General features: G+C 43.1%; 19 protein-coding genes. 8 read left to right on the forward strand and 11 right to left on the reverse strand.

Translation table 11 applies throughout. From position 1 onward, the window contains the following. Position 1: 1 nt before the first annotated feature. Positions 2–2,803, reverse strand: a complete 2,802-nt coding sequence (locus J7I42_RS13470; RefSeq protein ID WP_209139342.1) for a beta/gamma crystallin-related protein — start codon at positions 2,801–2,803, stop codon at positions 2–4. 309 nt (positions 2,804–3,112) lie between these two features. Between J7I42_RS13470 and J7I42_RS13475 the strand changes: the two genes are divergently transcribed. Both J7I42_RS13475 and J7I42_RS13480 read left to right on the forward strand, forming a co-directional pair. Then, positions 3,113–4,126, forward strand: coding sequence for an SPFH domain-containing protein (locus J7I42_RS13475; RefSeq protein WP_209139474.1), 1,014 nt, complete (start codon positions 3,113–3,115; stop codon positions 4,124–4,126). 18 nt (positions 4,127–4,144) lie between these two features. Beyond that, the gene (locus J7I42_RS13480) at positions 4,145–5,236 is read left to right on the forward strand and encodes a hypothetical protein (protein ID WP_209139343.1); all 1,092 of its coding nucleotides are present in this window, start codon (positions 4,145–4,147) and stop codon (positions 5,234–5,236) included. A gap of 3 nt (positions 5,237–5,239) precedes the next feature. Here J7I42_RS13480 and J7I42_RS13485 read toward each other — a convergent pair whose 3' ends face one another. The 5 genes from J7I42_RS13485 to J7I42_RS13505 all read right to left on the reverse strand — a co-directional run bounded on the left by J7I42_RS13485 (position 5,240) and on the right by J7I42_RS13505 (position 9,216). Beyond that, the gene (locus tag J7I42_RS13485; RefSeq protein ID WP_209139344.1) at positions 5,240–5,845 is read right to left on the reverse strand and encodes a GNAT family N-acetyltransferase; all 606 of its coding nucleotides are present in this window, start codon (positions 5,843–5,845) and stop codon (positions 5,240–5,242) included. Between the two features lie 503 nt (positions 5,846–6,348). Then, complete coding sequence (locus J7I42_RS13490; protein WP_209139345.1) at positions 6,349–6,804, reverse strand: DoxX family protein; 456 nt, start codon at positions 6,802–6,804, stop codon at positions 6,349–6,351. 64 nt (positions 6,805–6,868) lie between these two features. Next, the gene (locus tag J7I42_RS13495; protein WP_209139346.1) at positions 6,869–7,450 is read right to left on the reverse strand and encodes a Crp/Fnr family transcriptional regulator; all 582 of its coding nucleotides are present in this window, start codon (positions 7,448–7,450) and stop codon (positions 6,869–6,871) included. Between the two features lie 104 nt (positions 7,451–7,554). After that, a complete protein-coding gene (locus J7I42_RS13500) occupies positions 7,555–7,965 on the reverse strand; it encodes a DUF4242 domain-containing protein (RefSeq protein WP_209139347.1) in 411 nt (136 codons plus the stop codon). Between the two features lie 153 nt (positions 7,966–8,118). After that, positions 8,119–9,216: a nickel-binding protein gene (locus J7I42_RS13505; RefSeq protein WP_209139348.1), complete on the reverse strand. Its 1,098-nt coding sequence runs from the start codon at positions 9,214–9,216 to the stop codon at positions 8,119–8,121. A gap of 309 nt (positions 9,217–9,525) precedes the next feature. Between J7I42_RS13505 and J7I42_RS13510 the strand changes: the two genes are divergently transcribed. The 3 genes from J7I42_RS13510 (at position 9,526) to J7I42_RS13520 (ending at position 15,082) form a co-directional block, all read left to right on the forward strand. Continuing rightward, positions 9,526–12,840, forward strand: coding sequence for a zinc-dependent metalloprotease (locus J7I42_RS13510; protein ID WP_209139349.1), 3,315 nt, complete (start codon positions 9,526–9,528; stop codon positions 12,838–12,840). A 99-nt stretch (positions 12,841–12,939) separates the two neighbouring features. After that, a complete protein-coding gene (locus J7I42_RS13515; protein ID WP_209139350.1) occupies positions 12,940–13,911 on the forward strand; it encodes a DUF2157 domain-containing protein in 972 nt (323 codons plus the stop codon). 1 nt (position 13,912) lies between these two features. Next, positions 13,913–15,082 (forward strand): hypothetical protein, encoded by a 1,170-nt coding sequence (locus J7I42_RS13520; protein WP_209139351.1) that lies wholly within the window; start codon positions 13,913–13,915, stop codon positions 15,080–15,082. Positions 15,083–15,192: 110 nt separating this feature from the next. Here J7I42_RS13520 and J7I42_RS13525 read toward each other — a convergent pair whose 3' ends face one another. The 3 genes from J7I42_RS13525 to J7I42_RS13535 all read right to left on the reverse strand — a co-directional run bounded on the left by J7I42_RS13525 (position 15,193) and on the right by J7I42_RS13535 (position 17,759). Next, a complete protein-coding gene (locus J7I42_RS13525) occupies positions 15,193–16,077 on the reverse strand; it encodes a PhzF family phenazine biosynthesis protein (RefSeq protein ID WP_209139352.1) in 885 nt (294 codons plus the stop codon). Positions 16,078–16,142: 65 nt separating this feature from the next. Then, complete coding sequence (sigZ, locus tag J7I42_RS13530; protein ID WP_209139353.1) at positions 16,143–16,679, reverse strand: RNA polymerase sigma factor SigZ; 537 nt, start codon at positions 16,677–16,679, stop codon at positions 16,143–16,145. A gap of 324 nt (positions 16,680–17,003) precedes the next feature. Further along, positions 17,004–17,759, reverse strand: a complete 756-nt coding sequence (locus J7I42_RS13535) for a hypothetical protein (protein ID WP_209139354.1) — start codon at positions 17,757–17,759, stop codon at positions 17,004–17,006. A 262-nt stretch (positions 17,760–18,021) separates the two neighbouring features. On the opposite strand from J7I42_RS13535, the gene J7I42_RS13540 reads away from it, so the two are divergent. The 3 genes from J7I42_RS13540 to J7I42_RS13550 all read left to right on the forward strand — a co-directional run bounded on the left by J7I42_RS13540 (position 18,022) and on the right by J7I42_RS13550 (position 20,814). Next, positions 18,022–18,756 carry a DUF5018 domain-containing protein gene (locus tag J7I42_RS13540; protein WP_209139355.1) on the forward strand — a complete coding sequence of 245 codons (735 nt, stop codon included), beginning with the start codon at positions 18,022–18,024 and terminating at the stop codon, positions 18,754–18,756. Between the two features lie 271 nt (positions 18,757–19,027). After that, positions 19,028–19,618 carry a class I SAM-dependent methyltransferase gene (locus J7I42_RS13545; RefSeq protein ID WP_209139356.1) on the forward strand — a complete coding sequence of 197 codons (591 nt, stop codon included), beginning with the start codon at positions 19,028–19,030 and terminating at the stop codon, positions 19,616–19,618. A 503-nt stretch (positions 19,619–20,121) separates the two neighbouring features. Continuing rightward, positions 20,122–20,814, forward strand: a complete 693-nt coding sequence (locus J7I42_RS13550; RefSeq protein WP_209139357.1) for a metallophosphoesterase — start codon at positions 20,122–20,124, stop codon at positions 20,812–20,814. Positions 20,815–20,968: 154 nt separating this feature from the next. On the opposite strand, the gene J7I42_RS13555 is transcribed toward J7I42_RS13550, so the two are convergent. Then, positions 20,969–22,315, reverse strand: a complete 1,347-nt coding sequence (locus J7I42_RS13555) for an OmpA family protein (RefSeq protein WP_209139358.1) — start codon at positions 22,313–22,315, stop codon at positions 20,969–20,971. A 19-nt stretch (positions 22,316–22,334) separates the two neighbouring features. Beyond that, a complete protein-coding gene (locus tag J7I42_RS13560) occupies positions 22,335–25,427 on the reverse strand; it encodes an MBG domain-containing protein (protein ID WP_209139359.1) in 3,093 nt (1,030 codons plus the stop codon). Positions 25,428–25,806 lie beyond the last annotated feature (379 nt).

Genomic DNA, 25,806 nt, shown 5'->3' on the forward strand with positions numbered 1-25,806 from the left:
TTTACTTGACAAACCTGCCGGAAACGATTTTCTCATTCTTGATGATCGTTAACGTGTATACACCGGCCGACAGCCGTGATACATTCAGGCGATTATTGGTATTACGGGTAGAAAGGACCGCTCTGCCCGAAAAATCATACACAGTGATCAATGCCCCGGTAAGGTCTTCCACCGTCCGTAACCTCACTTCATTCAATACAGGGTTCGGATATATTTGCAGTCCGGTTATTAACCCTTGCCCTTTCGCCGGAGCTACAGCATATACTTTGATGGAAGTAGCGGCATCATTAAAGCCATTGGTCACTAAACATGAATTGTCAACACCAAATGTCTGAGAAGTACCCAGAAAATTATCATCTGCATATAATTGCACCTGGTAACCGCTGTTCACCTTCAACGAAGAGATATCGTCGTTAAGAATACCCAGGGCCTGCAACTGAGTGAGGGTATAATTACCTGGCGACAGTGATATGGCTGTGCCTGCATAGTCACAATCCCTGTATACGGTGGCAGCTGTAATTGTACCTATTGCACTTATCTTCAGCGAAGAAGTAAGATCATTAAAGCTGTTGGCCACCAGGCAGCTATTGTCGGCTGTAAGGGTAATAACTGTACCAGCGAAATTATTATCATTAAATAATTGAACCTGGTAGCCACTGGTTACCCGCAACGACGAAATGTCATCATTGTTTATACCCAGACTTTGTAACTGGCTTAATGTATAACTTCCTGGCAACAATCCAACTGCGGTGCCACCATAATTACAATCCCGGTATACGGTAACCACCGGTACATTGGTTACAGAAATGGTTATCTGTGCAGAAGACTGGCCACCGCGATCGTCGGTAGCAGTAGCGATAAGTGTATAATTTCCTGTCGTTACATTATTCCAGGCATAAGAATAAGGCGACGTTGTTGACTCACCCAGCTTAGTGCTGCCATTATAAAATTCTACTTTGGTGATGGCACCATCTGCATCAGCCGCATTTACGGTAATGGCAACAGTTGCAGGCGTCAGGTATTTAGTGCCCGAAACAGGTTTCAGGAAGTTAACGGTGGGCGCCTGATTGGTCAAAGATCTGATTCGAAGCGACGAAACAGAATCGTTCAGGGCAGCGCTTACCAGACAGGCCGTATTAGCATTAAAGCTGGTATAACTGCCTTGCAGCGCATTGTTCTTATACAACAATACTTCATATCCGCTGGCAACGGTAAATGAAGAAATATCTTTATCGGAGATACCACTGGCCACCAGGTCGCTCGCCGTATAGGCGCCGGGTGCTAAACTTACCGCATAGCTACCTGTGTAATTACAATCCTTATAGAAAGTAGCCACTGTATTTGCGGTGCCACCTGCAATATTACCACTGATTGAATAATACCCCAGTGACCCATAATTTGTATAACCGGTGGTAGCAGGGTCACCGTATCCCACACCCGTAATGGAAACATAATAGGTACCTGCAGCTAAAGTAGCGCTCAGATTGGCTGTTAAAGCAGTTGGATTAGAAGAGGTGACCACAAAACCTGCATTGTCATACAAGGTAGCCAGTACATCCAAGTTGGGATGTTTCTCTGCAGGGTTTATGTTCAACGAAACGGCTCCGCCTGTTGTGGTAAAAGTAAAAAAGTCAGCATCGCTGGTGGTCTCAATAATACCATTGCTAAAAGCGCTTCCGGTGCCGCTTATTGAAAGCGGGGTAGCGCCCGATCTTGTATTACTATGATCATCGGCCCTGTACCCTACTCCATTGGCATTATTAGCTATTATAGCCAGGTCATCCTGCGTTTGGCTGGGGTTGGCATACTCGCCTTTGCTCCATTGTACAACCGGCACATAATAGCCTGCTCCCATAATGGGTGCCCAATTTCCCTGCCCCAGATAGTACTCTTCAACCGGGTTTGTTCTGCCGTCGTGGCTTAACCCAAATGTATGCCCTACTTCATGGGCACCAGCATCACCAGCCCCTTTCACCCCACCGTTAAATACCCAGCATGGCGTTTCGTTGCCCCAGGTAAATGAATTTAAATAGGCCACGCCACCAGCACCGGGTGCAGCGGTATTGGTAGGCGTGAAAATGCAACGCATACGTCTGTTGGCAGGGTAAGAATTGTACACCGCTTCACTGGTTGTAATATTGAGTTTGAAGGGCCGGAAATCTTCACTGACCAGTTGCCACACTTCATATCTTTCAGCCTCTGTTAACGTAGAGGGCGCTGCGCTGATAGGATTTCCGCTGTTCCAACCAGTACCGGAAACGTATTGTCCATCAAAATCAAGCAATACAACACCATTGGCATTGGGATAGCTTTGCAAGCTGTACAGCTGGCCGGCCGTCAATGCCGCCGCAGCAAGACTGCTATTGGTACTGACCGGTGCCTTTTCAAAATCGATACACAACACTTTATGAATATCCGTTTCTTCTATGTATACATTACCGTTATCATCTGAATTATACGTATAGGCTTTTTTGGCATTACGCAGAATGATATTTCCCTGCACCCGGTTGCCTTCGAAACGGATAAAAAAGGAAGAACCCGGTACGTTCTCGATCTCCCCAACCAGGTATTCCTGACCGGCAGTCAATGACTGGCGGAAATTTATTTTCCCTGGTAATGAATCGAGCGCATTGATCCGCAATGCCAGCCTGCCTGTTACCCGTTGTTGTGGTAACGCGCTGAACTGTTTACGGAATGAGGTTAACAGGTCCGGCGCTTTTCCCAGCATTACCGGTTTTACCTGCGCATACCCTGCTGCACAGAGCAGCATACTACCTAAAAGCCATAGTGATAGTTTTTTCATACTACATGGTTTTAAATGGTTAAATGAAAACTCGTATGGGGTATAGTGCAGGGAATAGTGTTTCACGCGCCGTTACCGGCCCGGATATAGCAAGCTGTCGCTAAGGCATTATGAAGAAGGATTTAAATAAGGGTGTGCTAGGGTTGCGAATATACCTTGTTTAGCAGGTACAAAAACACATTAATAAATCTTACATTTAATTTAAACAGGGCTATAATTCTTCAGCAGATTGACGTAATTTTCTCGCCGGTTTTACTACCAATTGTATCATAACAACCAATTTTAAAGAACTCCTACAATCAACAGCATATGGGATTATTCGATTTTATTAAAAATGAATTCATTGAGGTCATCGATTGGGTCGATGACAGTAATAATACAGTTATTGCCAAATTTCCCGACAAAGGGAACAAGATCATGAATGGCGCCCAGTTAACTGTTCGGGAATCGCAGGTAGTAGTATTAATGAACGAAGGTGAGTTTGGCGATGAGTACAAACCCGGCCGGTACGAACTGAAGACGCAGAACATGCCCATTACCACCACCCTCAAGTCGTGGAAATATTTGTTTGACTCTCCATTTAAGGTTGATATCTATTTTGTAAACACCAAACAGTTTACCAATTTAAAATGGGGCACAAGCAATCCCATTATCATGCGTGACCCTGAATTCAAACAGGTACGTATCCGTTCTTTTGGTACTTACACCATTCGGGTGGTTGATGCAAAGAAATTCATCAAAGAATTTGCCGGTACCAATCCCTGGGTTACCATTGAAGCAGTAAGTGAACAACTACGCAACACCATCATAAGCAAATTATCGGAAGGCCTGGCTGAGGCCGGCGTTTCCGTACTGGACCTGGCAGCTAATTTTACTGAAATAGGGACCCGGTTAAAACCAATTTTCCAGACTGATTTCGACGCCTGGGGTATCGAGCTCGGCCAGTTCTACATCGAGAATGTAAGTCTGCCAGAAGAGGTGGAAAAAATGCTCGACAAAACCACCTCGCTTAATATGATGGGCGACAAACTGAACCAGTTTAACCAGATGCAAGCCGGTATTGCCATGGAAAAAATGGCCGATAACCCTGGTGCAGCCAACACGGCTGGTTTGGGCGCTGGCATCGTTCTTACCAACATGATGCAACAGGCACAACAACCTCAACAACAACAGCAACAACAAAACGCCGGAGCTGCCGCATCAGGCAACGACCAGCAAAAAATGCTCGATCTGCTGAAACAACTGGGCGATTTGAAAACCGCCGGGGTATTGACCGAAGAGGAATTCAATAAAAAGAAAGCAGAGATATTAGGCAAGCTCTAAAGTTGGCTGAACAATCTTATGGAAAAAGTACAAAACGACTCCTTATTGCTATTCCCATGCCCGGGATGCAATGCGCAATTATATTTCAATCCTGAACATCAAAAACTGGAATGCAAATACTGCGGCACGCAGGTGGCTATCGATCAATCAAACAATCAGATCAGGGAAAAAAGCCTGCGGCAACAGTTATCTGTAACGGGCGATCCTGATGCCGCCATAGAGCAAATGGTTTACAAATGTGGCCGCTGTGGCTCTGAATCGGTATTCATTTCAGAAACGCCCACATTCACCTGCAGCTTTTGCAACTTCGAGGCAGTGAACCCGGTCGCTTACAAAACGCGACTGATACAGCCATCTGGCATCATTCCTTTTGGGATAGACAAACAACAATCCATCACTATATTTAAAAACTGGTTGGGCAGGGGTTGGTGGGCACCCGGTGATCTAAAAGAATTTGCCCGGCAGGATGCGTTGCATGGCATCTACCTACCCTTCTGGACCTACGATGCCCAAACCTTTAGTGAATGGACAGGTGAAGGCGGCAGACACTACTACGTTACGGTAGAAGACAGAGATGCCAATGGCAACAGAACCACCAGACAGGAACAAAGAACAGAATGGATCTACCGTTCAGGTACCTATAACACTTCATTTGACGATATCCTTATCGGCGGGGCCAATGAGTTATCGCAAAAAGAATATGAAAGCATTTTTCCTTTTAAACTGGAAGAGCTGGTAAATTTCGACGCCCGTTACTTATCTGGTTTCCAGGCCGACGTGTATGACATTTCAGTAAGTGATGGCTATGCCAAGGCGGAAAAATATATGGAACAGGAGATCTATGACGCCTGTGTTAATGAATGTCGCATTGATACCTATCGTAATGTACAGGTGAGTACCTCGTACGACAATCAAACCTATAAACACATTCTGTTGCCGCTTTGGGTTTGCTCTTATCTGTATAAGAACAAGCAATATCATTTTTTGGTAAACGGTCAAACAGGTAAGATCTACGGTTCAAAACCTGTATCAGCCGCCAAGGTAGTACTTACTGTTATTGCAGTACTGTTAGTGATAGTCGCTATTTACTTTTTTTCGCAACAACAGTAAATATCAGGCAGAACGTTCGGCAATTTGTTGTTCAATTTTTACTTTGGCAGCAGCCCATTCGTCGTCTAAAATACTGTAATAGGCCGCATTCCGGGTGGTACCATCACCCTGAATGCGGTCTTTTCGTAGAATACCTTCAAACACTCCGCCGATTTTTTCAATAGCTTTTCTCGATCGAAAATTGGTGTCCTTTGTTTTTAACTGCACCCTGTTTGCATGCAGTACTTCGAAGCAGTAGGTAAGCAATAACAGCTTGCATTCAAAATTCACGGTGGTGCCCCAAAACTCCCGGCCAATCCACGTCCAGCCAATTTCCAGCTTTTTATCATCAGGGTATATTTCAAAAAAGCGGGTGGAACCAATTAGCCGGTTGGTTGGCTTATGAAGGATTACAAACGGGTATTGTGTCCCCTTTTCCCGTTCCGACAAAGCAACGGTGTACGCTTTATAAAACATTTCCCGTTCAGAACAATCAAACGGCACCAGTTTCCATATTTCCGGATCTGCTGCAGCTATATACAATTGTTCCAGCAATCCTTCTTCTAACGGCAGCAGGTCAACCGTAGTTCCTTTTAAAATTACCGGGTGTTGTATCCAGTGATGGTTCATATAGCAGGAATTTTTGAAGTATTTATTGCTGCTTAAAGATACGCTCCTAAACTGTAAAGTTCGCTTCAGTAAGGCGAGCTCTCCGCCAGCTGGCCGAGAACCCACCTTTTATCCGCCTTTTTACCGGTTTTTTGCCGGTATTGCGGTGGGTTTCTTGTTGACATTGTTCGGACTTTGTTCGGGTTTCCCCCGGGAACACCCGAACATCCTCAGGGCGGGTCCGAACAACTTCCGAACAACATGCGCAGCAATCCCCCAGTGATACCGGCACAAACCAAACAATACCCGGTTTTTACCATGACCATTTAAGACACCTATAGACCACTTTAGCCCTCCCCGGCGCATTACAGACCTACCTCGAACAATACAGTACTATAGAGAACATTATAGACGGTTATAGACGGGTATAGCCGTCACTGTTATATTTTCAGTAAAAAACCATCTTACCTTTGTATTGCACAAGGCTACACATCATTACCGGTTATGATCTGTTGCTACGTGTGTCAGTTCTTTGAAATATTGGAAAGCAAGATGCCATCGACAGAAAGCCGGCCGCTGCCGTTACAGAGGGTGGCCAAACAAAGCCCGATCACCAATAAGTGGTATTCATACCCCTCTCCTTTTTGATTGCCAAACCAGTTCATGAAAAAGCCGTTTTCAAGATGCGAGCTGAAGATAATACCAAGCATCAGGATGATCGTTAAAACAGCCCAGATCCTGCTGCTAAAACCAACAATGAACGAGAGGGCCCCCACAAATTCAATCACAATAACCAGAAAGGCTATCAGCCAGGATAAGTGTACCGTACCCATAAGAAAATCCATTTCGCCCGAAAAACCAGGGCCGCCAAACAGACCCAGCATTTTCTGGGCGCCATGCGGGAACAGGATCAACCCTATCGTTAACCTGATAATAAAGCCCGTATAATCGTTGTTTGTTTTGAAAATCGATTGCATCATGTTATTGTTATTTGATGCAAATGAATGAAAGCCGGTAGTGAAAAAAATTAAACTACTTTAATGGTTATTTCGAGGCAAACTTTTTACGAAGCATACTTAAAAAAACGGGGGTAATACCTAAATAAGCAGCGATCTGCCGCTGTGGAATGCGCAGTTCAAGTTGTGGGTACCTTCGTATAAATTCCAGATAACGTTGTTCTGCTGTGTATGCCAGGTTTTGATTAATGCGGTTTTGCTGGGCTATAAAAGCATTTTGTAACAGAATGCGAAAGAATCGTTCGAATTTGGGTACCTGCTCATATAACCGGTCCAGATGCGGTTTACTGATCTGCAGGATGGTTGTTTCATCCAATGCATCTATGAAATAACTGGCTGGAGACTGTGTTAAAAAACTATACAGATCACCCACCCACCAGTCTTCCATACCAAACATTACAATGTGTTCAACCCCATTCTCATCAATTGAATAGGTTCGCAAACAGCCTTTAATAATAAAATTCTCCGTTTTGCAGACGTCGCCCTGCCGAAGCAGAAAACCTTTTCGCGGTATTGTTTTCTGTTGAAGAAGGGAAATAAACAGCTCCTCTTCGTTTTTATCCAGCTGAATGTACCGCGCAACATGTTGTAGAATTAAGTCGGTGCTCATTTATTATTTCAGAACGGAAAATATCTCCTTTTTTTCACATGCTGAAAATAAAAACGGAAGCAGCATTTTCAGCTACTTCCGTATTCATGGCTATATTGTTCCCGTTAGTTAGCTGCGGGCGTGACTGCGGCCGTTGCTGTTGCCGGACTAATGACCTCGGTGACCTCACTGATGGAGTTTGCGGGAAAACCTCCTTTTTTTGCATGCTCTTTGATCAGTTCCGGGTTTTCGGCCCTGTAAATGCAATACATTTTGTTGCCAGTGACATAACTGTGTACCCATTCAATTTTGGGCCCCAGCTCCGTCAATACGTTACAGGAAGTTTGAGAAGCACTTTTTAGTTGTTCAGGAGTCCATTTGCCCAGGCCGGGAATCTCCCGCTCAATCACATAAGTTTTCATGATCGTTGGTTTTTTTTTTAATTCGTTAAGAGAACTGGTTTGGGCCTTCCCTGTAAAACCGCACAATAAGAGAACTACAAACATCAATGCGCTGTAAGAAATAGTGTCTTTCATGGCTTTTTTTTTATTTGTTTCTGATAACCAAAGCTACATCCAACAACCACGAAAGTTGTATAACAGATCGTTCAATGAATATCAATCCTGAATCAAAATAAATGCGGAGTAATGCAGTCTGAAATAAATCCTTCAAAACATAGAACAAATCGATCAACGCAGCAGATCAAGATAATCTATAGGCAGCAGGCCGTAGGTCTTTTTAAAACATTTGGTGAAGTAGGAAGGACTGGTAAAGCCGGCATCAAAAGTTATTTGCGAAATACTGTATCGTTGTTGGGTCAACAATTCCTTTGCTTTCTCCAACCTGAATTCCTTTAAAAATATATTGGGCGACATGCCCGTGAGCTCAACCGTTTTCCGGTACAGCTGTGATTGGCTCATGGCCATGACCTGGCAAAATTCACTAATAGTAAAGCCGGGGTTTTGCCAGTTCTCTTCCAGCTTACTGAATAATAGTTCCAGCAAAATTTCGTCGGGCGGCGCCAGGCATATGATGTTATTTGCCGGCTTTTGAAATTGATCTTTTGCCAGCTCTTTAACAGCTGATGAAATGGCTATGTGGGTTTCGCAGGAGATGAAACATAAACGCCGGGCAAATTGAATAGTATCACCAAAAAGGTGGTTGAGGTTAGCAACCGGATCTCCGGCATTGATGCCGATCTTTAAACCCGTGGCCTTCAAATCGGGCTGTATGGCTGCCGCCTGAACAGATAACGCGCACGACACGGCTTTGGATGCAGCCGTAAAGGAAGCAATAAAGCCAGTACCCGGGTGTTCTACTTCCCGTCCATCGAATGCAGCCAGGTTCTGCCTTATCACATTCGTACAATTGCTCAATATTTCGTTTGCTTTTTCAATACCCAGTTGGTAGCGTATCAGGGCCGGGTCTTTGGTAGTAATGAAAAGAAGAATTCGATAAGAAGAATCATGGAAGATCTTCAACCCCTCGTCTGTTGTAGGTGCATTTACAGGATCATGCAACCTGCCCAAAAACGATTCAACCAGTTCCGGATTTACTTCAATGACCTTGTGAGGCACAAGCCCATGTGAATGTTGATGTAAAGCCGATACGGATTCTTTATCCGGTGCTTCAATAAGGCAAAAAACATTATTCCTTTCTTCATCAATCCAATAGGTCATGCATTTGCATTGATGCTGCTCCTGCAGAAGAATATCTTTCTGGTGAGCTTCCGCAACGTCCTTTGCATTTATGCCCGGGATAATATGAATGTCCATGTAAAGCGCCATAGGACTGCATTTAACACTAAATACTTCCTCTTACGATCTAAATTAAAATTAAGATTCCTTATACCGATAATTATTTTGCCTGAACTATGCACGATACCACTAAAGTTGTATGGTAAACAGATAATGGGCCTCGTGGATAACCCAGGGTGCATACATGAAATAAAAAAAGCATAAAAACGTTGAAGCCAGGCAGATGTATACTACTTTAATATTATACATTTTTGCAATACAAACCCCTTAAACATCCAATACGCTATGATCCGCAGACTGCTGCTGTCTCTAGGGACATGCCTTCCCATCTTGCATGCTATGGCGCAAGACGGCCTCTGGACCCCGGTTTCCAAAAACAGTATTCAACCTTACTTTAATGGCCGTTCAACAGCTTCACCGTTGCCCGATAATTTTGAGCTGGTAAAGTTGAATCGCAGCCAGCTTAAACAGTTGCAACTACGGACGCCGTTGGTAAAGCTGGGGGAGCGTTCCAATGTATCACCAGCAGGTATATCTTTTCCACTGCCTGTTGCCGGACAATCTTTGGCAAGTGGTCTTATAGAGTCACCCATATTATCAAATGACCTCAGCAAACAACTAACCGGATTCAAAACCTACGAATTAAAAGACCCGGCCACCAATGTACTGCAGGGTCGAATAAGCATTACATCGCAAGGGATTTCCGGATTGATATTTACCGATAAAGGCAGCGCTTACATCAGTCCTGTAAGCCCTGATTATCCTGATGTACATATGGTGTATTATGTAAAGGACCAGCCTGTTACCAAGCCTGTACAGTGTGGTGCGAAAGAAGTGGTAGAAGGTAAAACCGGTGCCGGCGCCCGCGTAGCAAGCGTGCTCGCCAGCGATTGCAGCCTGCGTAATTACCGGCTGGCAGTTGCGGCTACCGGTGAATACACTCAATGGGCCGGATCGCAAGCCCAGGCGTTGACCTATATCGGCATTCTGGTAAACGACGTAACCGCCATTTACGAACGTGATGCGGGTATTACTTTTACGCTGGTAACTAACAACAGCCTCATTTTTACCGACCCGGCAACCGATCCTTATATCACCGTAGGTTTTCCTGATATGGGTATCTTAGATGACAATACGGCCAGGCTTGATATGGTGCTGGGAAGTGCCAATTATGATCAGGGGATCCTTTTAAACAGGGCCTGGAACGGTGGTTTGGCCTACATGAGTGCTGTTTGTAACAATAGTTTGAAAGGCGGAGCTGCGGCCGGGCTTACATTTGGTACCGGCAGTAATCCTACCAACGGTCCGCAAGGCCCGATCTTTACCGGTACGGTAGCCCACGAAATGGCGCACATGTTCAGCGCTGACCACACAATGGCTTCTGGTAACTCTTCCTGCGGTGGTGGCAATGTGAACCCTCCTACCGGTTATGAACCTGGTGGTGGTTCTACCATCATGGCTTATGCAGGTTCCTGTGGATTGCCCGATGCTTATCAGAATAATTCTGACCTGTATTTTCATGGCTACAGCATTTTGCAGATCGCTAACTACTCTGTCAACTCAGCCACGTGCCGAACACCCACGCCCATGAGCAATGCAGCGCCTGCGGTATCAGTAGCAGCAGCAGCTTATACCATTCCTGTATCAACGCCGTTTATGCTTACAGCTACCGGTACAGATGCCAATAACGCTACTTTATATTATTGCTGGGAACAACTGGATGCGCCATCAGCTGCCACATCAGGCACGCCATCTGCGGCGGCGGCAACGGGACCACTCTTCCGGTCTTATCCGCCTACAACCACCAATACCCGGGTATTCCCCCGGATGTCGGACCTGGTTAGCGGCGCTGCCCATCCTTTTGATGTGCTGCCGAGCATTAGTCGCGCGCTGCACTTTCAGGTGATGGTACGCGATGCAGCAAGCGGTGGCGGTTGTACTGCGCAAACAACCGTAACAGTAAATACCAGTGCTGCCGGCGGAGCATTTACCGTTACTTCACAAAATGCCACCACCACCTGGACGGCCAATGGTTCCAATACCGCAACCGTTACCTGGAATGTTGCCGGTACCAATGCTGCCCCTGTTAACTGTTCCAATGTCGATATCATACTCTCCAAAGATGGCGGTGTTACCTATACCGACACCCTGGTAGCCAACACAGCCAACGATGGTACGGAAACCTTTACCGTTCCCAATTTACCTACCTCATTAGGTCGTGTAATGGTAAAAGCCAGGGGTAATATCTTTTTCAATATCAACAGCGCTACTATTACGATCAGCAGCAGTTGTTCTGCCAACGGTGCCACCTTTACACCGGGCGCGTCTGTAACGGCCGCAGCCGGCAATGCATCGCTCGATCTGAGCCTGTCGCCTGTATATGGTGCAGCTGTTCCTATCAGCGGCCAACTGGCTCCCGCTGACCCAAGTACCGGTCTGGTAACAAGAGATGTATCAGGCAGTTCGTGCGTGTACTATGGGGGAAATGTTTTCAGATACGATACCTATCAGTTTACGCCAGGTGTAACTGGTTCTTATACATTTAACCGCGCCGGCGGTACAGACCCTGATATTACTTTTGTACTTGTTTCAGGTAATTTTAACGCCAGTGTTCCCTGTACTAATTTTATTAATTCCAGCACCCTGTCCGATGGCTCTACTATAAACAGTTATTCAGCTACTTTAACCGCAGGTATCTATTATACCATGGCAGTGGGCACGTTCGACGTTGGCTTCCCCAGCTTAACAGCCAACTATACAATTAGTGTTACTCCACCAGCGGGTGGCGGACTGTTCAATAATACACCTAATCCCGGCGCCGGTTTCAACTATACTTATGTTATCGTTGACAATGCTACCGGTCTTATCAAAGCCTTCGATCCCAGCGCTGACCTCAGCAATGCTGCCAGTTACCCCGTAGGTTCCACTTATACAATCTATGGGCTCTCCTATTCCAATGCAGTTTCTTTAGCAACATTGGGTACTTATGTAGGGTCCTCCTACGCCTCATTCAGAGATGTATTATTGTTTAATCCATCTGCTTTGTGCGGTAATGCAAGCGCCAATAATTTGCAGGTAATGGTTACCGCCGTGTTGACATCGGCTCAACTGCTACCCTTAACTGCCACCAAAGCAGACAATGCTGTTAATCTGAAATGGGCAAATACTTCTTCTGAGAAAACCAGCTATTTCGAGATCTGGCGTTCTGCTGATGGCACTAACTTTAATGAACTGATCGGCACGGTGCCCGTACAAAACAGCTTCAGCTCACACATTGATTATCAACTGAACGATAATGCACCACTGGCTGCCTGGAATTATTATCGTGTAAAACAATTCGATGTTGCTGGTAATGTAACCATGAGCAATATTGCCCGGGTTAATATGCAGGAAAATGCGGCGTCTTCGGCACTTACCGTTTATCCCAACCCGGTAAGATCAACGCTTACCCTGGCATACCATGCTAACAGCATAGAAACGGTTGGTGTTCGCGTCCTAAACAGCAAAGGCAGCCTGGTTTACCAGCATGTATTTGCAGCGCAAACCGGTGCCAATCAGTACAGCATACCCGCCGCAGCCCTGGCTAAAGGCGTATACATAGTACAGTTGGTCAGCAACGCCGGAAGTTATACCTCCCGTTTTGTAAAAGAATAAGCATCAATAGCATTCAAAAACTTATAAAAGCCCCGACGGAACCGTCGGGGCTTTGCTTTAAAATTTCTATATTTACTCTAGTTAATAAAGCTCCTATACGTGAACATACCTCTATTTGAACGATTACATCAGGAAGGCCTGCTATCAGATCTCTCCCTTCAAAAAGTAAAGCAAAGGGCCGGCTCCAGGCTATTCTCTGTGCATTGGGAATTAAAAACGATCTTATACCTGGGTATACTCCTGCTCACAGGCGGACTAGGGATCCTGATCTATAAAAACATAGACACCATCGGCCATCAGGTTATACTGGCCATAATAGCATTGATATGCGTAAGCAGCTTCGTTTATTGCGAACGCAAAAAACTTCCTTTTGCTACTACCAGGGTACCGGCGCCCAACTCTTTTTTTGATTATATTCTGTTGCTGGGATGTATCACCCTGGTTACTTTTATCACCTATCTGCAGGTGCAATACACCACCTTTGGAAATGCGTACGGACTGGCTACGTTTATCCCGATGGTCATACTGTTTTTTTGCGCCTATTACTTCGACCACTTAGGCGTTTTAAGTATGGCTATCACCAACCTGGCTGCCTGGGCAGGCATTGCCATAACACCAATGAATATATTACAGTCAAACAATTTTGACAATACAGAACTCATTTTTACCGGGTTATTATTAGGAGTGGCACTTACAGTAATAGCATGGTTCAGCCAACGGCGTAACATAAAAGCACATTTTGAGTTTACCTATGTCAACTTTGGCATGAACATCCTGTTCATTTCTTGTCTGGCAGGCATGATCCACTTCGAAGATTTTTACCCACTTTGGTTGTTGCCGCTGGCAGGGACAGTATTTTACTTCTATAAAAGAGCACTCGCTACAGGCTTATTTTATTATATACTCCTGCTAACGCTTTACGGATACATTGGCATCAGTTATGTGATCGTACGGGGCCTGCTATCGCTCAGGATTGACCTTGGGATTGCATTTATTATATTAATGTATTTTATTGGTTCGGCCACAGCGGCTATTGTATTTCTTTCCCGGATGAACAAAAAAATGAAGTAAAATGATCGCATATAACCATACATCACTCGACAATTTACTGATCAACGAGGAAGCAATAGCTGCATTCGATCAGCAACTCATTTCAAAAGAAGAGGCCGAAGCCGTATTTAAAGCATACCCTTATAATTTGTACATCCCCAATTCATTTATACGTTTTGGGTTGTTTCTGCTAACCATCATAATTGGGCTTATGTTTTTTGGGATCATATGTTTAATGATCCTTGACAGTTCTGAGAAAGCATTTGGTATATTAACCTTTATTTATTCATTGGGATTATACGTGGCCCTGGAATTTATAATCCGGGAGAAAAAACATTACCATTCTGGAATGGATGACGCCTTGTTATGGTTATGCATAACAGGCATTGTTGGTGCGGTCAATCTACTTTTTTCTCCGCAAACTGCAATCAGCCAGGCAGTACTGATATTTATACCTGCTTTTTATTTCCTGCTGCGGTTCGGAAATGCGCTTATGGGTGCATTGGCGTTTGCGGCCTTGCTCACTGTCATATTTTATATTGTAACGCCGTTGGGTAACATAGCCAAAACCATCATGCCTTTTTTGCTCATGGCCATCTCCTTTTTTGTTTACCGGTTGGCAAAAAATTTCAGCAACAATAACCGGTTAAGACATTACAAACTCTGCTGTACCCTAATAGAAATACTTGCGTTGGTCATTTTGTATGCAGCCGGAAACTATTTTGTCGTAAGAGAGGTCAGTAACAGCCTGTTTGATCTTCAATTGAAAGAAGGGGAATCTGTTCCATTCGGCTGGGTTTTCTGGATCCCAACCGTTCTTCTCCCTGCTGTTTATATTTTCCGTGGAATACAAAAACGGGATGTCATTTTGTTACGCACCGGTTTAATACTGGTTGCCGCGATCATCTTTACCATCCGTTATTATCATCACCTGGCTCCCCTGGAAATAGCCATGACCATTGGCGGTGTAATAATGATCATTATTGCATATGCTATTACAAAATACCTTACACCACCCAAACACGGGTTTACGCATGCCGAACCAAATGACCCTGCATTAGCCGGATTACTACAAGTGGAATCAATAATAGTGGCGCAAACCTTCCATCAAACACCCTCGCCAGAACCTGGAAATAATTTTGAATTTGGTGGCGGCAGTAGCGGCGGTGCTGGTGCTACAGATAATTTTTAAAAAGGTATTAGGAACGGAGCGTCTCTTGAACCAATTAATACTGTTACGGGTTGAAGCTATGGCCTCAACCCGTTTTCATTTCAGTAAATTAAATAAATAATCGGGGCCGCTCAGTCTATATTTACTGACAATGATGTCATTAAGATCCCTTTTCCCCCTGCCATAATTTTTGATATTTTTCCGTTGTCCAGCGATAAGTCAGCAATAATTAAACTGGGCGATGGTTGTCTCATAAACCACCCCTGTTCAATTAGCATCCGGTCTTTTCTTACCCCTACTATGTCAAAAAGATAGCAGGCAAGTGGCCCTGCAGCCATTCCTGTAGCCGCTTCTTCCTCTATCCCATACCGTGGCGCAAACATTCTTGTATTGGCATCTCTTATCGGACTACTGGTTTCAGTGCAAAAAACATAAAAGCCGATCAAATCTAATTCTTCACTTATTTGTGATATTAAGGTGTGGTCTGGTTTGATATTTTTTAAGATCTCCACATTCTTAACCGGTACTATTACAAATGAATTTCCTGTATTGACCAATGAAATGGGAGCTTCTTTTAAAACATCTTTTTTTGTCAGGCCCAATGATCTTAAAATTTGCGCTTCCTGCTTGTCAACATTCTTATATACAGGTGCTTTTTGCTCCATGAATGCCAATTCGCCCTGTAATAAAATTTCTCTTTTTCCATCAATCGTTTCTTTCGAGGAAAGCGTGTTTTTAATTAACCCTGACTGCGATAAATATGAAAATGTTGCTATTGTGGCATGGCCGCAATGAGCAATTTGACGGGTAGGCGTAAAAAAATCAAGTTTAAAGTCGGCAATTTCTGATTTTGAGACAAAAGCGGTTTCTGATAATCCCACTTTTGCTGCAATTTTTAATTTCTGTTCATTTGTCAGATTATCCGCATTTAAAACAACACCGGCTGGATTTCCACCCTTATTATTATCAACAAAGGCATTAAGGATCTGTACTTCAATTTTTCTGGAATTGTCCATACTTGCTTTTTAATTTGTGAAACATTTATAATCTATGGACGCGGGGAAAGGAAAAAAGACGCATTTTATTTCCTGGGAGGCTCGTATGCAATAAGATTTCCCATACTGTCTGCTTTAACATTCGGACAATATAAGATAAGGTCCTTTAACATCTCTCTGCCCCGTTGTACCCTCGTTTTCACTCCAGAATAGGATATGTTCAGCTTTTCCGCTAATTCAATTTGAGAGTAAGCATTTACATATGTAAGTAGTATTGCCTGTTTGTATTTTTCAGACAACTTATTTATTTTCTGATTGATACAATTACTTAAAGAATGATATAGCGGTTCGTCACTATCTTGTTCTGCCAGGTCAAAACCGTCAATCGGAACTGCTACATTTGTTGATTTACGGTAATGATCGGCAATTGTGTTTCTTGTTATTTGGTAAACCCAGGCAGTAAGTTTAGTGCAGTCGGTAAGCGTATGGATATTCAATTGAATTTTCACAAAAACGTCTTGAAGAAGATCTTCGGTAGTGTTACTATCCTTAACCTTACTTGAAATAAATTTTTTCAGTTCCTGGTACAGGTCTGTCCATATTTCCTGTATGAGTATATTCATAGTTTTGAGTCAAATTGCTATTTAAAATGCAGGATAATTATCTCTTCGAACAACATCTCTGTCAAAATAGTTAACTATACTGCTTCTGGAGGGAATGAACTTTGCTTTAAAAGAGTCAAGCTTTGTAAAAAGCTGGGATGATGAATTTTCTGTCGTCAGTATGCTATCTACCAGCCTAAAATATACTTTTGAATCCTGTGCAGAAGTTTGCAGAAAAGTTAATAGTAAAATTATTAAAGAACTGAAACGTAGTAACTTCATCGCTATGATCTTTAGTGTTTTTTGTGCACAATCCGTCCATCCGCCTGTCGCCTGCCCTTACATTTAGGGATAGCATGCTATATTGTTTTCTACAAATTCATAAAGCCGTTCCAATAATAATGGTCTTTGCCTTTTGAAGTCTCCTTCACATTTTTGATATTCTTTATGTTCACGTAATTCGTTACTTGCATTTATATAATGCTGAATATCCTTCGTTTTCTCATTTTTTGAGAAAATAAAGTTCTTTAAGCTGCTTGCATATTGCAGGGTACTTGCCAGATCAGCAAGTACTAATTGGTCCTTAATATGTATAACGACCAAATCCAAATTAAATGACAAGGCATAGTCATATCCTTCCCAGTCTTCAAATTGAAGCCATTCCATAATTACCATAAAACTATAAACTTCCTTGGGTAGTGCTTTTAAACTATCAACCGATAGCCAGCTTTCTCTTTTTAAATTATAATGTTCTTCCACCGCATACATTATTTTGAGTAATGCATCTTCCCTTTTGTTTTTGTGATCTCTTAAAATTAGCTCGGCAACTGTATAACGTGCATCGTCAATTCGTTTAAGTTCCTCTTTGATACTTTTAATTGCCAGGGTAATATCAAAGCGGTTTTTTATTAAATGGTCGATAGCTACTTCCGACGTTACCCCTGTTTTGTTAATGGCAAGGGTAACCATTTCGGCTTTAAACTGCTTTTCTGCCTTTTCCAGGTCCCCATTTAATTTCTCAATCAATATTAAGCCGTCACGAAGCCCAATTGGAATTCGTTTCCGCAGGATCATTAACTTTTCTTTATATATATCGTCCATTTAATGGAGCTATTTGAAAATTTTTAGATCATAACGAGGTCCCCACATTGCAACCTACTGGAAAAATGGATAAAATAGACCGATGAAGCCTCAGATACCATTGCAAACTCAAGATACATACAATAAAACCGCTTTTTGTCTGCGAAATGTACCCCGGTTTTGTTAATAATTACGCACGCAAACAGATTTTGTTTATTTTACATTCATAAACCAGAAAGCTATTTTCATAACGGACATTAACTTGTCTAAATATTCGTACTATATGAGAAAGCTTTTCATTTTTTTTGTTTTGTTGCTTGGTTATATGTTATCTGGCTGTCAAAAGAACGATTCTGACAATCCTGATACCTCTAATCCAGCTAAAACTACCGACACCACGAAACAGATCCAGTCGATTGTATTTAGATCTGCTGATAACCCTTCTCTGGCCTATGATATTGCAGGTGTGCTAAGTAGTGATTCTGTAAAATGTTTATTTCCCCCCAATACGATCCTCAAAAATCTGATCCCTGACATTTCTTTTATGGGAAAATCAATTTCTCCGGCCAGCAAAGCTGCGCAGGATTTTACCAAACCGGTTTCTTATTCAGTCACTGCAGGAAATGGAACTATTAAACAATACACAGTCACCTGCGCTATTGCCGATTCAGCAACCATGCTGTTGGGAAAATGGAGTATTATACGGGACTCTGTTACCAACGACGGTAATTTTGTAATGGTGGAAGGATATCCTTTACCCGGTGTTTATTTTGGAGTACCAGCAGATTATTATGAATTTTTGAGTAATGGTACGCTTAATATTCACGAGGTTGGTCATACTGGTAATGATTTTAAATATCACCTGGTCCCCAATTCAAGATTGTATTTCGACTATCTCAGCCCCATTTATAACGACGCATATATTCTCACACTTACTTTTAATCGGGCTACTATTTTCTGGACGCAAAGGAGTGGCAATGGAGGCAGGTATACCCGAACGATTGATTTGAAGAAATAGGGAGGCTGCGGCTGATAAACCTGTATTGAACTACATAAATAAATAATTCCTTTAGTTCTTGCGTAGTAGTAATTTCTATATTAACTTTGAACTACAAAGTACTTTCCAACATACAAATTAGATTTCTAGCCTGCAGCTTAAATGCGCTCAATGGGTAGAACGTGGCCTTTCCATGGCCTCCTACTGCCTTGCTTTAGCAACGCATGCAACAGCTTTTAGCTAAATCACGAATCGCATATTTACTTTTTTTCACTTTTCAAATTCAAAAAAGGTGTATAATTCTACTGGTACCTTTTATAACTGCCTGTCATTTTTTTACCCGGCCATCGATTACTTTTTAAATGGCTATAAAAAAAAGCTGATTGAAGCGGTCAATAGCAGTACTCCCGGAAAACTGCTGGAGATTGGTATTGGCAATGGATCACATTTATCTTTATATAGCTCTCATCAAATTGTAGCAATCGACATTTCTGAAGCCATGCTTCACAAAGCGCAGCGTTTTAAAAGTGAGCATACCCAATTACTTCTCATGAATGGGGAAAATTTATTGTTTCCAGAAGCATCTTTTGATTATGTGGTTATTTGCCATGTGCTGGCTGTCACCAAAGATCCAGAACAATTATTGAAGCAGATATATAAAGTATTAAAGCCTGGCGGAAAGTTGTTCATCCTTAACCATTTTACCCCTGGCAATTGGCTCAGGTATATCGATTGGGCGTTTCAACCTTTCTCTTCACTTTTTCATTTTAGATCTTCCTTTCACCTGACTGATATAAAAGAACTGAAACGGTTTTCTCTTCATATGCAAACGGAGCTTGGGAAAAGCTCATATTTTAAACTTCTTATCTTTTGTAAACCTTGAAAAAGTATATTCCCATACTGTCGGTATCCTTGTTCCTCAGTTTATTTATTTATGTTTTTTATCGCACAGAAAAAACCCTGATAAACCAGCTTTTTATCCTCCTCTTTCGTCAGGAGATGTATACCTTTTTAAAAGCCCGTATAACCAGTTCTCTACCTCTGCCAAATTTTGTTATTTATTCCTTACCCGAAGGCTTATGGGTGTTTTGTATTACACTGACCTCGAACCCTTTTTACCTGGAAGTTCGAAAACGAAAATGGGATTTGATATTTGTTCCCATAGTGATAGCCTTATTCATGGAATTATGTCAGCTTTTGCACTTTGCACACGGCAGGTTCGATTGGATGGATATTATCTTTTCAACTGGCTTTTGGCTACTGGCTTTACTTTGTACAAGAACTAACATAGGCAAAGAGCCGCTTTTTCGATCAGTCAACACAGCAACTGTCTGCTGTATCATGAGTTACTCAATTGTCTATCTGGCCCACGTTAATTATTAACTGATGCATATATATATAAGAGAAGAAACAGTTGACTTTCATAACGGCCTTGAGTCGCTTACTGCACTTCATTTTAGCGACATTCATACATGGTTTTCGACTGGTATTTTGAAAAAGCTGAAAGCCATTATTTTTGAAAACGATCCTGCACTGCTTCTTTTTACAGGAGATTATTTTGATATTCCCAGAGGCGCTTACCTATTCCGGAATTTTTTATGTGAGATCGCACCTACCTATCCAATAATATTTATCAGAGGAAATCATGATTTCTTTTACGGTTCACGAATAGCGGATCTGTTACTGGGCATTCCCAATTGCCATTGTGTGGAAAGCGATATTTATTCTTTTACATCCAGTGCAGGATTCACTTACCATATTACATCTTGGGACAAGCGGCATTATTTAAAGACGCATACATTGGAAAAAAATATAGTTTTGATCCACAATCCGGAGAAGTTAAAAGATAAGGAAATGGAAGGCATTGATTTGATTCTCGCAGGCCATTTACATGGTGGACAGTTTATTTTGTTTAAAACAATAAATAACGCTTATTTTCCGGGAAGCTTACTTTATAAATATTGTACGGATAGAAAACAACTGAGGGACACCACCCTCATCATCAGCAAAGGCATTGGTGACACTTTTCCGCTCAGACTAAATTGCCCAAAAGAAGTTATACGAATCAGGATCACTTAAGATATAATAAAAAGATCCTCTTAAGCAGACGTTTGAAAGATGTGTATTTGGCCATTATTACTTTTTGGAATCTGTTCTCTTCGTATACTTTCTGTAAATCATTTTATAGGAAAATTTTAATTAACCATTATTCAGTTAATCGAAAATATTATTATCATTTCAATATTATGGTTACCCTTCTGTTTACCTGCCGGTTAAGCGTTGAGCTGTTAGGCACGAGGGGATCGCTTAGACCTGACGAGCGGATATGCATTCGTTCAAAAGGGATCCCTTTACTTTGCAGGTAGGATGCTACTGTTCTTGCACGTTCTTCGCCCACTTTTATATTTTCGCTTTCACTGCCTATGTTACAGGTATGTCCAACAATTTCAATATGCGTACCGGCATATTTATTGAGAATAGCAATCACGCTGTCAAGGTGTGGATAAGCACTTTCTGGTATGGTTGTTTGTCCGAGCACGCTAAACGTAACAGGTTGCTTAAATACCGATGAATCTGCCACACTCATAACCGGGTTAATGGGCCGTTGGGGTGGTGGCGCCTGAACTGTTTCTTCCGGTACAAATTGTTTAGGTTGCTCCTGCGATGGTATTGCTGGTTGTGCGGTTACCTGTTGTGCCGTTTCCATTACCGGTTCCAGACTGGGTTGTTGAACAGGTTTTCTTTTTCTGCGCTCAAGGCCCAGCTTAATCTGCAGACCGCAGGCAAACAATTTTGCCTGACCAGTATTGCTACTGCTAAATACTCCGCCTGCCAGTGGATTGGCAGTGCCGCCTGGATTATACATGATGAGTGAATTATAGCTGTCTGTTTTTTTCATATCAGTTAAGCCCAAATCAATATACACTCCTGTATAAAGGCGCATACGCTCGCCCATTTTAAAACTGATACTGGTACTACCACTGAGTGTGGCGGTAGGTTTTAACTCAATATTCCGGCTACTTTGCCAATTACTTAAGGAAGCAAAACCATGCTGAGGTACATTAAACACTTCTACATTGAAGTCGGGATAATAACCTGACAACTTCAACTGTTGCGCTGTGGCTTTTATTTTTGCGTTGAATGGAAATATGAATTTTGTGCCTGCGCTCAAATACCATTGGGTGTTATTGCCAATGGTATGATATTGAAGCATCACAGGAATGCCCGCTCCAAAAAAATGTTGGGTTTCCGTATAGCCTGTTGTGCTTATGTTGTATTGAAATGCAGAACCGGCATTATCAACTTGCCAGGAAGAAAAAGTTGCACCATCCTGAAGGGTAGCTTTGGCATTGTAATAGCCGCAACCAATACCCGTCAGCAAGCCAAAGCGTGCCGATAATGGAAAAATATAGTGTACACCTGCACTGCCGCCCGCCTGGGGCTTACCCTGGCTGCCGCCTGTGATATCAAAACGTAATCCCTGTATACCGCCATTCAGGTCTATCCCAAATTCCTGCGATTGGACATTGAATGAACACATCAGTAAACAAAATCCTATTGTGGCTATTTTACTTGTCATTGTTTTCCAGTTATACTGTTTAATTTACCAATGCGTTTACAGTAGTCTTTTGCCCGTTGCTTAGTATAAGCGTAATGATACATACACCATTGGACGGCGGCAGTGATACCTGATTAGACGGGTGCACACTTGTAAGTTGTTGCCATATTACACCTGTATGATCGGTTATCAGTAAACGGGCGCCCTGTAACGCCGCTTCGCTATAATCACAGGTTACAGTTGTTGTGGCGTTCCGGGTAACCGGGTTGGGGTATACTCTTACTCCTCCGGCTATAGTGCTGCTGCCTGTGCAGGTTATAGGACAGGTTTGCAGTTGGGCGCCATCTTTATCGGTAACCAGCACATAGAACGTGCCATTCAACGGCGTCGTTTCGCTGTACCAGGCGGTGGTGGCCCCTGCTACCGGAGTGCCATTTTTATACCATTGCCATTGCGCATACTCACCTGTTTTATTATCAAACAAAAGCAGATCGTTAAAATGTTGTCTTACGGAAGATGGCAGCAGGTAGTTCAGGTTACGGGTAACCGGCGTTGCCGCCAGGTGGTTAGCATCTCCCCCCTGTTCGGCTGTTACAATCGTTGCGCCTGGCTGCAAAAGCGTAAGTATAGCTCCGCTTACAGTGGCGATACCCGTATTGGTTATTCTATAGTTTACAGGTAACCCGCTATTGGCCGTTGCTGTTAGCTGCATCGCCAACATGCCATTACAGCCTACGGTAAGGTCCTGTACCCAGGTTATTACTTGCGATACTTTGGTAATGGTAAGGTTGTTGATCGTATAGGTTATGGTATAGTTGCTGCCGGCGTTCAGCGTATTTTGATTGATGGTATAAACGCCCACGTTTTCCCCGGATATCCGGTTCAGGTTACCGGTAAGTATATTATTATTGTCGCCATTGGCAAAACCTATGGCCGTATAAGTAAGCGCCGGATCATTAGCTCCATACACTTTTGTTTGCGCATTCGCAGTAATGGCAAGTGCAGCACGGGTAATGGTAAGATCACTACCTGTATAGACGATCGTGTAATTGCTGCCGGCGTTCAGCGTATTTTGATTGATGGTATAAACGCCCGCGTTTTCCCCGGATATCCGGTCCAGGCTGCCGGTGATTATATTATTATTGTCGCCATTGGCAAAACCTATGGCCGTATAAGTAAGCGCCGGATCATTAGCTCCATACACTTTTGTTTGCGCATTCGCAGTAATGGCAAGTGCAGCACGGGTAATGGTAAGATCATTACCAGTATAGACGATCGTGTAATTGCTGCCGGCGTTCAGCGTATTTTGATTGATGGTATAAACGGCCGCGTTTTCCCCGGATATCCGGTTCAGGTTGCCGGTGATTATATTATTATTGTCGCCATTGGCAAAACCTATGGCCGTATAAGTAAGCGCCGGATCATTAGCTCCATACACTTTTGTTTGCGCATTCGCGGTAATGGCAAGCGCAGCAGGGGTAATGGTAAGATCATTGCCTACATAAGTAATCGTATAACCGGAGGCCGCCAATGAACCCTGGCTGATAGCATACGTGCCGGTGTTTTCACCAGTAGCACGTGCAAGGCTGCCTGTTATAACACTGGCGTTGTCACCATTGGCAAAACCGCTTGCCTGCCAGGAAAGCTGGGGATCTGCAGAACCATATACCTTACTTTGGGCATCGGCAATGATGGTTAAATTGGGAGTGGTACTAAATTTTGAAATAAAAATATCAAAATCACCCGCCGATACCAGGTTTTCTGTGTTGGCGCCGGGATCAAAATCAGCCGTTCCCTGGAAATAACCGGTGGTATATACATTACTACCCGATACATCAACCGAAATAGATTGACCATAGTCATTACCGGACCCACCCATGCGCCCTGCCCACACAAAATTGCCCCAGTAATTCAATTTGATAACAAACACATCAAACCCACCTGCCGAAGTAAGAGTATGTGTGCCCGTGCCGGTGTCAAAATCGACCGTTCCCTCGAAATACCCGGATAAATATACATTGTCTGAAGCATCTATCACTATGGAGTGAGCCCAATCACTACCGCCTCCACCCAGGGGTTTTGCCCATATAAAATTGCCGGCGGCATCCAGTTTTAAAATAAAAACATCAGTCAAACCACTTGAAACAAGGTTGTGTATGTTCATACCAGGATCAAAATCAACCGTTCCCTGGAAAAAACCGGCGGTATATACATTACCTGAAGCATCTACCTTTATGGAGTAACCAACATCATAACTGGCGCCGCCTATCTGCTTAACCCACACAAAATTGCCCGAGGCGTCCAGTTTTGAAATGTAAATATCCCTGTCATCGACCGAAGTTAGAGGTTGTGTGCCTGGGCCGGGGTCAAAATCAACCGTTCCCTGAAAATAGCCGGTGGTATATACATTACCTGAAGCATCAACCTCCAGAGATTCGCTATTATCACTACCGGCGTTGCCTATGCTTTTTGCCCATACAAAATTACCCATAGCATCCAGTTTGGAAATGAAAATATCTCCTCCACCTGCCGATGTTAGGTAATTTATGCCGGCGCCGGGGTCAAAATCAACTGTTGAATTGAAAATGCCCGTAGTATATACATTTCCCGAGCCATCCACTGCTATGGAGCCAGCCTGTTCACCAAGAAGGCCACCAAAACTTTTTGCCCATACGAAGTTACCTGATGCATCCAGTTTGGATATAAAAGCATCAAAAAAACCTACGGCCGTATGATTTTGCATGCCCGGGCCGGGGTCTAAATCAGCCGTTCCCGAGAAATAACCCGTTATATACACATTACCTGATGCATCAACCGCTATAGAATTACCATAATCACCACTGGCGCCGCCCATACGCTTTGCCCATACCAGTTGTCCCGCGGCATCTGTTTTTGAGATAAAAATATCACTGGCGCCCGCAGATACAAGGTTTTGTATTCCGGTTCCGGGATCAAAATCACCCGTTCCAACAAAATTACCGGTTGTATAAACATTGCCTGAAGCATCAACGGTTATGGAGTTACCAAGATCAGCGTTACTGCTGCCAATACGTTTTGCCCAGTTGTAAAAAGGTTGCGCGTTACAAACTATACCGGCCATCAATAAAAAGGCCAGCCAGGTGAGTTTTTTCATGAAAAAAAGTGTATGAATTATAATTTATGTCTCTGTCTGCACGTCAAATTTTAGAGACCTTCCCTTCAGGGTTTGCGTAATAAGCCAGGCGGCTTATACCCGCTCCTTTTACCTTACAATTGTATATAGAAGAAAATAATATGAAAATGGCGGCCATGCACAGGCCGGGAACGGATAACTTTATTCGTTTCACAATAGGTGGTTTAGAGGCTAAAAAAATTAAAATAAGAACCGGCTCTTATCCGGGGCATTCGCTTGGATTAAAAGTATAAGCAACGTTACAGACATGCAAAAAAAGGGGCGGACAAAAAACGGACAATCAGGCCTGTATTGAGTTTAAGGAAAACAGGTTGAATGACTTACAATGAATGACAAGTCA

It is taken from the genome of Niastella soli, from assembly GCF_017742245.1.
Taxonomy (GTDB): Bacteria; Bacteroidota; Bacteroidia; order Chitinophagales; family Chitinophagaceae; genus Niastella; species Niastella soli.

Excerpts from the sequence above, each read along its gene's own strand:
- J7I42_RS13520 (WP_209139351.1), top strand. The coding sequence starts at position 13,913 with ATGATCGCATATAACCATACATCACTCGACAATTTACTGATCAACGAG.
- J7I42_RS13480 (WP_209139343.1), top strand. The coding sequence starts at position 4,145 with ATGGAAAAAGTACAAAACGACTCCTTATTGCTATTCCCATGCCCGGGA.
- J7I42_RS13505 (WP_209139348.1), bottom strand. The coding sequence starts at position 9,216 with ATGGCGCTTTACATGGACATTCATATTATCCCGGGCATAAATGCAAAG.
- J7I42_RS13555 (WP_209139358.1), bottom strand. The coding sequence starts at position 22,315 with ATGACAAGTAAAATAGCCACAATAGGATTTTGTTTACTGATGTGTTCA.
- J7I42_RS13485 (WP_209139344.1), bottom strand. The coding sequence starts at position 5,845 with ATGAACCATCACTGGATACAACACCCGGTAATTTTAAAAGGAACTACG.
- J7I42_RS13475 (WP_209139474.1), top strand. The coding sequence starts at position 3,113 with ATGGGATTATTCGATTTTATTAAAAATGAATTCATTGAGGTCATCGAT.
- J7I42_RS13500 (WP_209139347.1), bottom strand. The coding sequence starts at position 7,965 with ATGAAAGACACTATTTCTTACAGCGCATTGATGTTTGTAGTTCTCTTA.
- J7I42_RS13490 (WP_209139345.1), bottom strand. The coding sequence starts at position 6,804 with ATGATGCAATCGATTTTCAAAACAAACAACGATTATACGGGCTTTATT.
- J7I42_RS13550 (WP_209139357.1), top strand. The coding sequence starts at position 20,122 with ATGCATATATATATAAGAGAAGAAACAGTTGACTTTCATAACGGCCTT.
- J7I42_RS13540 (WP_209139355.1), top strand. The coding sequence starts at position 18,022 with ATGAGAAAGCTTTTCATTTTTTTTGTTTTGTTGCTTGGTTATATGTTA.
- J7I42_RS13525 (WP_209139352.1), bottom strand. The coding sequence starts at position 16,077 with ATGGACAATTCCAGAAAAATTGAAGTACAGATCCTTAATGCCTTTGTT.
- J7I42_RS13560 (WP_209139359.1), bottom strand. The coding sequence starts at position 25,427 with ATGAAAAAACTCACCTGGCTGGCCTTTTTATTGATGGCCGGTATAGTT.
- sigZ (WP_209139353.1), bottom strand. The coding sequence starts at position 16,679 with ATGAATATACTCATACAGGAAATATGGACAGACCTGTACCAGGAACTG.
- J7I42_RS13535 (WP_209139354.1), bottom strand. The coding sequence starts at position 17,759 with ATGGACGATATATATAAAGAAAAGTTAATGATCCTGCGGAAACGAATT.
- J7I42_RS13510 (WP_209139349.1), top strand. The coding sequence starts at position 9,526 with ATGGCGCAAGACGGCCTCTGGACCCCGGTTTCCAAAAACAGTATTCAA.
- J7I42_RS13495 (WP_209139346.1), bottom strand. The coding sequence starts at position 7,450 with ATGAGCACCGACTTAATTCTACAACATGTTGCGCGGTACATTCAGCTG.
- J7I42_RS13470 (WP_209139342.1), bottom strand. The coding sequence starts at position 2,803 with ATGAAAAAACTATCACTATGGCTTTTAGGTAGTATGCTGCTCTGTGCA.